The 10840-nt window shown below is 70.5% G+C and carries 13 protein-coding genes and 2 tRNA genes; 3 read left to right on the top strand and 12 right to left on the bottom strand.

Going from position 1 to position 10840, the window contains the following annotated elements:
* Positions 1–136: 136 nt before the first annotated feature.
* On the top strand, positions 137–358 hold the full coding sequence (locus tag BFV98_RS25740) for a hypothetical protein (protein ID WP_013288029.1): 222 nt from the start codon (positions 137–139) through the stop codon (positions 356–358).
* Between the two features lie 6 nt (positions 359–364).
* Here the strand turns inward: BFV98_RS25740 and BFV98_RS25735 are convergent, their stop codons facing one another.
* Together BFV98_RS25735 and BFV98_RS25730 are read right to left on the bottom strand one after the other, a co-directional pair.
* Positions 365–1162 (bottom strand): carbon-nitrogen hydrolase family protein, encoded by a 798-nt coding sequence (locus BFV98_RS25735; protein ID WP_071098047.1) that lies wholly within the window; start codon positions 1160–1162, stop codon positions 365–367.
* Between the two features lie 39 nt (positions 1163–1201).
* On the bottom strand, positions 1202–2035 hold the full coding sequence (locus tag BFV98_RS25730; protein ID WP_047893683.1) for an EamA family transporter: 834 nt from the start codon (positions 2033–2035) through the stop codon (positions 1202–1204).
* A 41-nt stretch (positions 2036–2076) separates the two neighbouring features.
* On the opposite strand from BFV98_RS25730, the gene BFV98_RS25725 reads away from it, so the two are divergent.
* Positions 2077–2700, top strand: a complete 624-nt coding sequence (locus tag BFV98_RS25725; protein WP_013288032.1) for a helix-turn-helix domain-containing protein — start codon at positions 2077–2079, stop codon at positions 2698–2700.
* A 26-nt stretch (positions 2701–2726) separates the two neighbouring features.
* Here the strand turns inward: BFV98_RS25725 and clpX are convergent, their stop codons facing one another.
* From clpX to BFV98_RS25700, 5 genes are all read right to left on the bottom strand, one after another.
* Complete coding sequence (gene clpX, locus BFV98_RS25720; protein ID WP_013288033.1) at positions 2727–4019, bottom strand: ATP-dependent Clp protease ATP-binding subunit ClpX; 1293 nt, start codon at positions 4017–4019, stop codon at positions 2727–2729.
* A gap of 227 nt (positions 4020–4246) precedes the next feature.
* Positions 4247–4909 carry an ATP-dependent Clp protease proteolytic subunit gene (locus tag BFV98_RS25715; RefSeq protein WP_013288034.1) on the bottom strand — a complete coding sequence of 221 codons (663 nt, stop codon included), beginning with the start codon at positions 4907–4909 and terminating at the stop codon, positions 4247–4249.
* Positions 4910–4923: 14 nt separating this feature from the next.
* Positions 4924–5565 carry an ATP-dependent Clp protease proteolytic subunit gene (locus tag BFV98_RS25710; RefSeq protein WP_013288035.1) on the bottom strand — a complete coding sequence of 214 codons (642 nt, stop codon included), beginning with the start codon at positions 5563–5565 and terminating at the stop codon, positions 4924–4926.
* A gap of 175 nt (positions 5566–5740) precedes the next feature.
* Positions 5741–7087, bottom strand: a complete 1347-nt coding sequence (gene tig / locus BFV98_RS25705) for a trigger factor (protein ID WP_013288036.1) — start codon at positions 7085–7087, stop codon at positions 5741–5743.
* A 149-nt stretch (positions 7088–7236) separates the two neighbouring features.
* Positions 7237–7310: transfer RNA gene (locus BFV98_RS25700), tRNA-Pro, on the bottom strand.
* A 303-nt stretch (positions 7311–7613) separates the two neighbouring features.
* Here BFV98_RS25700 and BFV98_RS25695 point away from each other — a divergent pair.
* Positions 7614–7687, top strand: a tRNA-Gly gene (locus BFV98_RS25695).
* A gap of 121 nt (positions 7688–7808) precedes the next feature.
* Here the strand turns inward: BFV98_RS25695 and BFV98_RS25690 are convergent.
* The 5 genes from BFV98_RS25690 to BFV98_RS25670 form a co-directional block, all read right to left on the bottom strand.
* The gene (locus BFV98_RS25690) at positions 7809–8321 is read right to left on the bottom strand and encodes an O-acetyl-ADP-ribose deacetylase (RefSeq protein ID WP_143025357.1); all 513 of its coding nucleotides are present in this window, start codon (positions 8319–8321) and stop codon (positions 7809–7811) included.
* Positions 8322–8372: 51 nt separating this feature from the next.
* Positions 8373–8786, bottom strand: coding sequence for a contact-dependent growth inhibition system immunity protein (locus BFV98_RS25685; RefSeq protein ID WP_041784201.1), 414 nt, complete (start codon positions 8784–8786; stop codon positions 8373–8375).
* Between the two features lie 35 nt (positions 8787–8821).
* Positions 8822–9409, bottom strand: a complete 588-nt coding sequence (locus tag BFV98_RS25680) for a hypothetical protein (protein ID WP_071098043.1) — start codon at positions 9407–9409, stop codon at positions 8822–8824.
* A gap of 126 nt (positions 9410–9535) precedes the next feature.
* Positions 9536–10306, bottom strand: a complete 771-nt coding sequence (locus tag BFV98_RS25675; protein ID WP_071098041.1) for a hypothetical protein — start codon at positions 10304–10306, stop codon at positions 9536–9538.
* Positions 10307–10413: 107 nt separating this feature from the next.
* A complete protein-coding gene (locus tag BFV98_RS25670) occupies positions 10414–10839 on the bottom strand; it encodes a nucleoside deaminase (protein ID WP_030273332.1) in 426 nt (141 codons plus the stop codon).
* Position 10840 lies beyond the last annotated feature (1 nt).

Raw genomic sequence — 10840 nt, 5'->3', positions numbered from 1 at the left:
GCGTGCAGAGAGAAAGTTACGCGGACCCGCCCCGGAAGGCAAATCAATGATCGTCATTGGGCGAGCGTGACGGGTCCACCGGAATGCCGGCGCCGAAGAGAGCGTTCCGGAGCGGTCCCGTGCCAGAGTGGTCGGCATGGATGATCCGTCCCCGGTCCCGGCCGTCGCCGAGGACGCTCTGCTCGGCCTCCTGCTGCCGTTCTGGCAGTTGGTGATCGGGGCCGTCGTGCTCGCCGTACTGGTGCTGTCGATCAGGCGCCTGGCCCGGCGCGGCCCCTCCCGGATGACCACCGCTCTCCTGGTCACCGCGGCGGCGATCGCCGGGATCGCCGCCCTGGGCCTGCTCTTCGGAGGCTGACCGCGATCAGAGCCGGCGGTTGGCCAGGCTGGGCAGCTCGGCGCGGATCGTCCGCAGGCGCTCCAGGTCGATCTCGGTGACCGCCAGCCCCGGGCCGTCGGCGACCTGGCTCAGCACGGTCCCCCACGGGTCGACCACCATGCTGCGCCCGAAGCAGGTCCGGCCCGGGTCGTGGTCACCTGTCTGTCCGGCCGCCGCCACGAAGCACTGGTTCTCGATCGCCCGGGCCCGCAGCAGCACCTCCCAGTGGTCCCGCCCGGTGTGCATCATGAACGCTGCGGGCACCACGAGCAGTTCGGCGCCGCCGTCGGTCGCGAGCTGCCGGTACAACTCCGGGAACCGCAGGTCGTAACAGATGGACAGACCGACCCGCAGACCCTCGACGTCGACCGCCACTGGCTTCTCGCCCGGCGCGACGGTTGCCGACTCCAGGTAGGAGACGCGGCCGGGGATCTCCACGTCGTACAGATGGATCTTGCGGTAGGCGGCGGCGAGCGCGCCCTCGCGGTCGAAGACCAGGGAGGTGTTCCAGGTGTGCGCCGGGTCCGGACCCGCCTCGTGGAACGAGCCGGCGATCACCCACATGCCCAGCCGGCGGGCGGTCTCCGCGAAGAACCGCCCCACAGTGCCGTCGACCGGCTCGGCCGGCGGCATCCGGTCGGCGTGACCGAGGTAGTCGACGTACTCCGGAAGGAGGGCGAGGTCCGCGCCGGCCGCCGCGGCCCTGACCAGCAGGGCCTCGGCGGCGGCGAGGTTCGCCGCCCGGTCGTCGCGGGCGTTGAGCTGGCAGACGGCGACGCGCATGACCCGAGGGTACGGGCGGAAGCAGGCGCGCGACAGGGCTCAGACGCTGGACAGGACGAGCGCCGCCGCGGCGAAGCCGAGCCCCGCGACCTGTGCCGGCCGGAGTCTTTCCCGGTCGACGGCCAGTGCGAGCAGGACGGTGCTCGCCGGGTAGAGCGAGGCGATCGCGGCCACGACGCTCAGGTGCCCCCGGCCCGCCGCGGCGAGGAAGAGCGCGTTCGCGGCGGAGTCGAGCAGGCCCGCGGCCGCGGCCCAGCCGAGCACCCGTCGCCCCAGGCGCAGGCGTGCGCCGGTACGGACGGCGAGCGCGAGGCCGAACGCGATCGAGCTGACGCGTACCGCGAGAACCGGCCACATGCCGGCGGCCTCGTCGGCCTGGCCGAGCAGCGCGAAGAAGACGCCGAAGAGCAGTCCGGCGGCCAGTGCCATGCCGATCACGCGGCCGGAGACGCGGCGTGCCGCGCCGCGCTCCCCCAGGCTGACCAGCCCGATGGCGACCACGGCGAGCCCGGCGCCGCCGAGCGCAACAGCACCCGGCGAGTGCGCGAGGACCAGGCCGGCGACGATCGGCACGATCGCCGCGGTGATCGCGGTGACGGGCGCGACGACAGCCATCACGCCGGTGGCGAGCGCGCGGTAGAGCAGCATGACGCCGCCCGCGCCCGCCACGCCGGCGAGCAGTCCCCACCCCAGGTCGAGCGGGCTCGGCGTGCCGGGCACCACGAGGACGAGGACGAGCAGCAGCGGAACGCTGAGGATCTGCGACACGACAGTCACGGCGATCGGGTCGGCGCGCCGGGACGCCTTGCCGCCGGCGAAGTCGGCCGTGCCGAAGGCCAGCGCGGACACGGCGGCGAGGACAATGGGGAGCATCCCGCAGTCGTACCACAATAGTGACCGTGAAGGACAGTGTGATGACCGATACCGGTGGACGGGTCGGCGCGGTGACCTCAGCGGTCGCCCGCCAGGTACGTGACCTGCGAGCAGCACGCGGCTGGTCGTTCGAGGAACTGGCCGGCCGGTCCGGAGTCAGCAAGGGCATGCTGGTGCAGATCGAGGGGGCGCGCACCAACCCGAGCATCGGCACGCTCTGCCGGGTCGCCGACGCGTTCGGCGTCAGCATCGCCCGGCTGCTGGAGCCGGCCGAACAGAGCACGGTGCGGGTCAGCGCGGCCGACGAGGCGCCGGTGCTGTGGCGCGGCCCCAACGGCGGCCTGGCGCGTCTGCTCAGCGGCCTCGGCGAACCCGACCTGGTCGAGCTGTGGGACTGGCGGATGGAACCCGGGGAGGCGTTGCGGTCCCCCGACCACGCCCACGGCACCCGGGAGATCCTGCACGTGCTCGACGGCGTCGCCACTGTCACAGTGGACGGCGTCGACCACGACGTACGCGCCGGCGAGACGGTCGAGTTCCACGCCGACCGGGAGCACGGCTATCGCACGGCCGGTGACGGGCCGGTGCGCCTGATGATGGTGGTGGTCACCCCGTCGGGCGAGTGGGACCGGCGGACCCGCTCACGCGGACCGCGCCCGAGCTGACCCGGGCGCGGTCGCGAACGGCGGTATCAGGCCGACTTCTCCTCGCGGTCCCGCCGGCGCCGGCCGGTGAACTCGCGGGGCACGATCGTCGGGTTGACGTTCTCCAGGACGACCTCGCGCGTGATCAGCACCCGGGCGGCGTCGGGGTTGCTCGGCACCTCGTACATCACGGAGAGGAGCACCTCTTCCATGATCGCCCGCAGGCCGCGGGCGCCGGTGCCGCGGAGCATGGCCTGGTCGGCGATGGCCTCCAGCGCGGGCTGCTCGAACTCCAGCTCGACGCCGTCCAGCTCGAACAGGCGCTGGTACTGCCGGACCAGCGCGTTGCGCGGCTCGGTCAGGATCCGCACCAGGGCGCTGCGGTCGAGGCTGCGCACGTTGGTGATCACCGGAAGCCGGCCGATGAACTCGGGGATGAGCCCGAACTTCAGCATGTCCTCCGGCATGACCTGGCTGAAGATGTCGTCGGTCGACCGCTCGGACACCGACCGGAGCCGGGCGCCGAAGCCGGTGCCGCCGGAGCCGGTGCGGGCCTCGATGATCTGGTCGAGCCCGGCGAACGCGCCACCGCAGATGAACAGCACGTTCGTGGTGTCGATCTGGATGAACTCCTGGTGCGGGTGCTTGCGCCCGCCCTGCGGCGGCACGTTGGCGACGGTGCCTTCGAGCATCTTCAGCAGCGCCTGCTGCACGCCCTCGCCGGAGACGTCACGGGTGATCGACGGGTTCTCCGACTTGCGGGCGATCTTGTCGACCTCGTCGATGTAGATGATGCCCGTCTCGGCGCGCTTGATGTCGTAGTCGGCGGCCTGGATCAGCTTCAGCAGGATGTTCTCGACGTCCTCACCGACGTAGCCCGCCTCGGTGAGCGCGGTGGCGTCGGCGATGGCGAACGGGACGTTGAGCATCCGGGCGAGCGTCTGCGCCAGGTGCGTCTTGCCGCAACCCGTCGGGCCGAGCAGCAGGATGTTCGACTTGGCCAGCTCGACGCCGTCGGTGCCGGAGCCCGGCGCGCCTGCGGCCTCGGCCTGGATCCGCTTGTAGTGGTTGTAGACCGCGACGGCGAGCGCCTTCTTGGCCTGCTCCTGACCGACGACGTAGTTGTCGAGGAACTGGCAGATCTCCATCGGCTTGGGAAGCTCTTCCCACTTCACCTCGCCGGACTCGGCCAGCTCCTCTTCGATGATCTCGTTGCAGAGGTCGATGCACTCGTCGCAGATGTAGACACCAGGGCCCGCGATGAGCTTCTTGACCTGCTTCTGCGACTTGCCGCAGAACGAGCATTTCAGTAGGTCGCCGCCGTCACCGATCCGTGCCACCTACGTTCTCCCTGCACTCGTCGGCCGGAACGCCGGCCCTGACCTGCGAGCGCCGGAGCGCCCGTCCGTCCTGTCGTCCCACCATGCTGTCGGCTCCACCTGATCCGACCGGCGGAGCGGTACAGACCCGACGTTACCCGGTGGCCGGGTTTTCTCCGACCCCCAAAACGGGTGTGTCAGAGGTCGACCGGGAACGATACCCCGACCGACCTCCGACCACACGTTGCTCAGCCCGCGGCGTGCGACGCCAGCAGACCCTTCTTGCGGCTGGTCAGGATCGTGTCGACCAGCCCGTACTCCTTGGACTCCTCGGCCGTCATGATCTTGTCACGGTCGATGTCCTTGCGAACCTGCTCGATCGGGCGGTTGCAGTGCCGGGAGAGCATGTCCTCCAGCTGCGTCCGCATCCGCAGGATCTCCCGCGCCTGGATCTCGATGTCCGAGCCCTGGCCGTAGCCGCCCTCGGTGGCCGGCTGGTGGATGATGATCCGGGAGTTGGGCAGCGCCATCCGCTTACCCGGCGTGCCCGCGGAGAGCAGCACCGCCGCCGCGCTCGCCGCCTGCCCGAGGCAGACGGTCTGGATGTCCGGGCGGACGTACTGCATGGTGTCGTAGATCGCCGTCATGGCGGTGAAGGAGCCACCGGGCGAGTTGATGTACATGATGATGTCGCGGTCCGGGTCGGTGCCCTCCAGCGTCAGCAGCTGGGCCATCACGTCGTTGGCCGACGCGTCGTCCACCTGCACGCCGAGGAAGATGATCCGGTCCTCGAAGAGCTTGTTGTACGGGTTGGACTCCTTCATCCCGTACGACGTGCGCTCGACGAACGACGGCAGAACGTAGCGGTTGTGCACGGCCGCGAACTGGGGCGGCAGGCTCAGGTCGGTCATCGTCAGCTCCTCGGTCAGCTCAGGGTCCCGGCGCCATCCGGAACCTGCGCGGCCCCGATGATCACCTTGTCGATGAAGCCGTAGTCCATGGCCTCCTGGGCGGTGAACCAGCGGTCACGGTCCGAGTCCGCCTCGATCTGCGCCTGGGACTGGCCGGTGTGGAACGCGACCCGCTCCTGGAACATCCGCTTGGTGTAGAGCATCTGCTCGGCCTGGATCGCGATGTCCGACGCGGTGCCGCCGAGGCCACCCGAGGGCTGGTGCATCATGATCCGCGCGTGCGGCAGGGCGTAGCGCTTGCCCTTGGTGCCCGCGCAGAGCAGCAGCTGGCCCATGGAGGCGGCCATGCCCATCGCCACGGTCGAGACGTCGTTGTCGATGTACTGCATGGTGTCGTAGATCGCCATGCCGGAGTAGACCGAGCCACCCGGCGAGTTGATCCAGAGGAAGATGTCGCGGTCCGGGTCCTCCGCCGCGAGCAGCAGGAGCTGCGCGCAGATGCGGTTGGCCACCTGGTCGTTCACCTCACTGCCCAGGAAGATGATCCGTTCCTTGAGCAACCGGTTGTAGACCGAGTCGTCGAGGTTGCCAATGGAGTCGCCACCGCGGGCCTCGTTCACCCGGAGCGACTTCTTGGGGATGTGCATGTCGGTCATGGCAGCCCTTCGCTCTCCGTACCGTCCTACCCGACACTAACCGCTCAGCCGGGAGGCGTACTCCCGGTCGGGGCACTGTTCGCTCTCAGCGCAGTCACCCGCACGGCGTACCCCGGAAAGGGTTTCGGCCGCCTCCCGGCGCGCAGCGCGGGACGGCGGCCGACACCCCCGATGGTCAGTGCTGGTGGTCGTGCTCGGCCTCGTTCTGGGCCCGCAGCGCGTCGAGGGAGACCTCGTTGCCCGCCGAGTCCTTGATCTTGATCTTCTCCATCACCGCGGCGAGCGCCTTGCCCCGGCGGACGTCGCCGAAGACGGCCGCGGCGGCGCCGGAGCGGACCAGCTGGTCGTAGTACTGCTGCGGGGCCATGCCGGCGCGCTGCGCACGGTGCACGATCTCGTGACCGAACTCGTCGTCGGAGACCTGCACGTCCTCGGCGTCGGCCAGGGTGTCCAGCAGGAGCTGGATCTTGACGCCGTCGGTCGCCGCCTCGGTCAGCTCGGTGTCGATCTGCTCCTCGGTCTTCTCCTCCGCCGCGAGGTATTCCTCCAGGGAGGCGCCGATGCGCTCGAGCTGGTCGACCATCGCGGCCTTGCGGCTCTCGACCTCCTCCTTGACGACGCCCTCGGGCGCCGGCACCTCGGCGGCGGCCACCATCTGCTCCAGGGCCTTGTCACGGGCGGCGTAGATCTGCTCGACCTGCTTGCCCCGGGTGACCCGCTCCCGCAGGTCGGCGCGCAGCTCGTCGATGGTGTCGAACTCGCTGGCCATCTGCGCGAAGTCGTCGTTGAGCTCGGGGAGCTCCTTCTCCTTGACCGTGCGGACGGTCACCGCCACGTCGGCGTCACGGCCGGCGTAGTCGCCGCCGACGAGCTGCGTGGTGAAGGTGGTGCTGTCGCCGGCGGCCAGGCCGACCAGCGCCTCGTCCAGACCCGGCAGGAGCTGCTTGCTGCCCACCTCGTGCGAGATGTTGCTCGCCGAACCGCCCGGGACCTCCTCGCCGTCAACAGTGGCGTTCAGGTCGATCTGCACGAAGTCGCCCTCCTGGGCGGCCCGCTCGACGGTCTTCAGCGTGGCGAACCGCTCGCGCAGGCTGTTGATCTGCTCGTCGATCTCGCTGTCGGCGATCTGGATCTCGTCGACGGTCACCTCGATGGTGGCCGGGTCCGGCAGGGTGATCTCCGGCCGGACGTCCACCTCGGCGGTGAAATTGAGCGAGTCGCCGTCGTTGAACTCCGTGATGTCGACCTCGGGACGGCCGAGCGTCTTCAGGTCGTGCTCCCGGACCGCGGCGAGGATGTTCTGCGGGATGGCCTCCTGGATCGCCTCGTTGAGGACGGTCCCCCGGCCCACCCGCTGGTCGATCACCGCGCTGGGGACCTTGCCCCGGCGGAAGCCGGGAACCTGGACCTGCTGGCCGATCTCCCGGTACGCCTTCTTGAGGCTCGGCTCGAGCTCGACGAACGGCACCTCGATGGCGAGCCGCACGCGCGTCGGGCTCAGAGTCTCGACGGTGCTCTTCACAGGCGTACTCCTTGACGGATCTGGGTGTTGAGTCTGGGGCGTGATTGCGCGCATCGAGTGTAGGCGAGCCGGCCGACGGCATCGGCAGGGCCCGGGTACCGCGCGAAAAAAACCGGCGGTTCCCGGGACGATCCGGTCGCGAACGACAGTCGGGGTGGCGGGATTTGAACCCACGGCCCCTCGCTCCCAAAGCGAGTGCGCTACCAAGCTGCGCCACACCCCGGTGGCGACGAAGAGTGTATGCCGTCCGGCCCCTCGCGCGGGTGACCGGGGCACGGCGCGCGGTGTGGCGGGCGCCGCCGGGGCGCCGCCGGGTGCCGCCGGGTGCCGCCGGGTGGCGTCGGGTGGCGTCGGGTGGCGTCGGGCGCCACTTCGGGGAAGTGGCTGGGTCCGGGGGCGCAGGAAGGCGCCACCTCGCCGAAGTTGTGTGGATCTTGACAGTCGGCGGCGTGCGCGGGGTACGCGCTGCACGGCGGCGGGGGTGATTCGGTACGCTGTCGGCGCGCCCTGCTGTGGTGGGGCGCTCGCGGGCGTAGCTCAATGGCAGAGCTTCAGTCTTCCAAACTGACGGTGCGGGTTCGATTCCCGTCGCCCGCTCCACGGCCTCCGGCCCCGGTCAGAGGACGCATCCCCCGAGCCTGGGCCGGTCGGCGACTTTCCCGCTCGGGCCAGCCGTGGCCATCAGCTGCTCCGGCCGCCTGCGAGGATCCGCCTCACGAACTCAACGGCTGGGCCCCTGGAGCGCCGAAGCCAGCAGTTCGTACGTGGCCTGGTCGAAGGCGACCAGGCGGACGTGCTCGACGTTCGTCGGTGTCGCTCTGATGGTCGAGATCGCGATCTTCGCTGCCTGGTCGGTCGGGAACCCGTACACACCAGTAGCGATGGCGGGGAAGGCGACGCGGCGAGCGGCGATCTCATCGGCAACCTCAAGGCTGCGCCGGTAGCACGACGCCAGGACATCGGCCTCACCGTAGCCGCCGCCTTCCCACACCGGGCCGACGGTGTGAATGACATGGCGTACCGGTGGGTCCAGATCGAACGCCGGCGTGGCGACCGCGTCGCCCGGATCGCACGGTGCCAGGGCAGCACCCGCCTGGGCCAGCCGCGGTCCGGCTGCACGATGAATCGCCCCGTCCACACCGCCGCCACCCAACAGCGACTCATTCGCCGCGGTGACGACGGCATCGACGTCCTCTCGGGTGATGTCACCGAGGACAACTTCGATCACAGGCACGGATCGATGATGCCACCAGAGCACCTCGCCGGCAGATGACCCCCGCCGCTCTCATCGACCGAGGAACCCCACGACGGCGTCGCGCAGATGCCGGTCCGGCTCGCGAGGTTCAAGGTCCGGGTCGGAGAACGGGCGATCGGCGACGAGTTCGGCCAGAACAGATCGCAGCCGCTCCCGTTCGGGTCGCAGGCCCGACCACGCCGGCTCGGGGAGCCGCAGCACGTTGGCGAGCAGGTCACCCGGGTAGTAGTCGCCCTCCGCCAACGGATCGCGAAGCAGGACCTGCAACGCGAGAGGTAGCAGAGCCGGCACGCCGATTTCTTGCCCGAGCATGATGCGCAGGTCTTCGACCGTGAACTCAGCCAGCGGTTTGCGTCGTAGCTCCACGCAGCGCCTCACGAGAGACGTGGCCTCCGGGCCGGGGTCCGGCCAGACGTCCCGTTCACGCTGCTCGATCGACGTCACGGCGGTCAGGCTAGCCCGCACCCTGGGATCGCGTTCTAGTTCCCGGGCCGCTCCCGGTCTTCGCCGGGAACGTAGCCGCGCGGCGAATGGACGAACAAGCGGAAACCCATCGGCACCCGCTGGTGGCGAGGCAGGCCGAGCACGTCGTAGCCGATCGCGAGGTCGTCGAAGACGAGTCCTCCCCCGGGCGCCTGCTCGACGTCCGGAATCGTGATCGTCACGAAGACCGGCAGTTCCCTTCCCGGTCCTACTTCGGTCGACCGGAGGGGTGACGCCGTAGCCGGATCGAACACGAGAGCAGCGGGCTCGCCGACAGGACTGCCCGCTGTCAGTCGAGCGACCTTGAACACGTGCCGGTCGGCAGGACCGTCGTCGACCGCGACCCCCGTGATCGTGACGGGCCACGGCCCGGGATTGCGGATGGACACACCGAAGGTGATCTGCCCGCCAGGGCTGAAGGCGAAGCGCACTTCGGTCGTCGACCCTTCCGTGCGAGACGCCGCGTCGGCGCCGTGCCACCACGAGCTGCCGTGGTCAAGGCGGTGACCCAGGGTGCTCACCAGATAGCCGGTGCACAGCATGACGGCCAGCGCGGCGGCCAGGAACCGACGACGGCGCTTCACAGGAGCTCCATGCGCGTGCAGCGGGTGGGCGATGTCGTGCTGTCCCGGCCGGTGTTCGCGGTCGTCCGCGGGCGTGCGAACACCCTCCGGGACTGCGTGCCGTACGACGAGTCGGGCGTCCACTGATCAGCCCGCACGACCAGTAGCGACCGGATCGGTGACGGGCACGGCCGGATCCCGTCGCTTCGCGAGGACGATCACGCCGATCAGAAGGAGCACGAGCCAGAGCGGCACCAGCACGGGAGCGAGCCCGCGCCAAACGGGCCACACCGGCTCGGCGAGCCGATGCACGGCCAGATCCGTCCAGGTGAGGGCGGCCCCAGGGAACAGGGCGACGGTCACCAGGGTGCCGACCAGCAGGGGTACGGGCCGACGACTCCGCGCCACCACCCAGAACAGCACCGCACCGGCGACGGCGCCGAGCAGGGTGCCGGTGATCGTGGCGGCGCGGAACCCTCCGGGGGCGGACTGCGTGATGCTCAGCCTCGACCCGTGCGCCGGGTGGGTGAGCGTGACCGTCATCCCGTCTCGCTCGGCCCGCCAGCCGTCGCACGAGGCGCCCGGCACCCGACGGAGTTCCCGCCATCCGCGCGTCTCGGCGGCCCGCCGCATCTGCTCGGACAGCGCGCAGGCGGCGCCGTCGCCGTACTGGAACTCGATCCGGCTCCCGCCGACCTCGTCGGCGGCCAGAGAGACGCCGTACCGGTAGCCCTGCACTGTCGTCGAGCCGCTCGGCTCGACACCGGGAAGCAGTTCGCCGGCCGCGCTCCGAGTTGCCTCGGCGCTCAGCGGCTCGGCGCCCCGGCCGCCGTACCAGGAGCCGAGGGCCAGGCCGGCCGTGCCGAACAGCAGCGCGCCGAGCAGCGCCATCGCGACGTGCCCCAGCCGACGCCCCACCGGCCCACCCCCTGTCGCCGTGCGGCACAGCGTAGGCGTCGCACGCCGTCCGCGGTGCCCCGCAGCGGAGGCGATCTCGGCGCTCAGGCGGAGAAGCGCCGACGTGCCTAGTAGTGGTCCTCGATCGGCCGGCGTGCCTCGTCGAACAGCGCCGGCCCGTCGTACCGCACCGGGCGCGGCGCGGGCGTCGCGGGCTTGACCTGCTCGAACTGCTCGGTGGACAGCGCAAAGACGACCCGGCCGAGGCCTGATGCGTTGATCGCGACTGTGCACATCGGGCAGGGCTGGCAACTGGTGTACATGGTGGTGGCGACGGCCGCCTCGGGGGCGAGCTGCCGGGCGGCCCAGCGGGCCAGCTTCAGCTCCGGGTGGGCGGTGACGTCCTTGTCGGAGACCACAGTGTTGTGGTCCTCGATCAGGACGGTGCCGTCCGCGCCGACGAGCAGCGACGCGAACGGCCGCTCGCCGGACGCGCCGGCCCGGTCGGCGAGTTCCACGGCGCGGCGCAGGAACGCCTCGTCGTCGGGTGTCATC

This window comes from Micromonospora sp. WMMB235 (assembly GCF_001855515.1).
GTDB classification, from domain to species: Bacteria; Actinomycetota; Actinomycetes; order Mycobacteriales; family Micromonosporaceae; genus Micromonospora; species Micromonospora aurantiaca.
Note: the sequence above shows the minus strand (reverse complement) of the source record. Positions and strands in the feature narration are given on the sequence as shown.

Coding starts and splice junctions, on each gene's coding strand:
- BFV98_RS25740 (WP_013288029.1), top strand. CDS start 137: ATGGATGATCCGTCCCCGGTCCCGGCCGTCGCCGAGGACGCTCTGCTC.
- BFV98_RS25735 (WP_071098047.1), bottom strand. CDS start 1,162: ATGCGCGTCGCCGTCTGCCAGCTCAACGCCCGCGACGACCGGGCGGCG.
- BFV98_RS25730 (WP_047893683.1), bottom strand. CDS start 2,035: ATGCTCCCCATTGTCCTCGCCGCCGTGTCCGCGCTGGCCTTCGGCACG.
- BFV98_RS25725 (WP_013288032.1), top strand. CDS start 2,077: ATGACCGATACCGGTGGACGGGTCGGCGCGGTGACCTCAGCGGTCGCC.
- BFV98_RS25715 (WP_013288034.1), bottom strand. CDS start 4,909: ATGACCGACCTGAGCCTGCCGCCCCAGTTCGCGGCCGTGCACAACCGC.
- BFV98_RS25710 (WP_013288035.1), bottom strand. CDS start 5,565: ATGACCGACATGCACATCCCCAAGAAGTCGCTCCGGGTGAACGAGGCC.
- BFV98_RS25670 (WP_030273332.1), bottom strand. CDS start 10,839: ATGACACCCGACGACGAGGCGTTCCTGCGCCGCGCCGTGGAACTCGCC.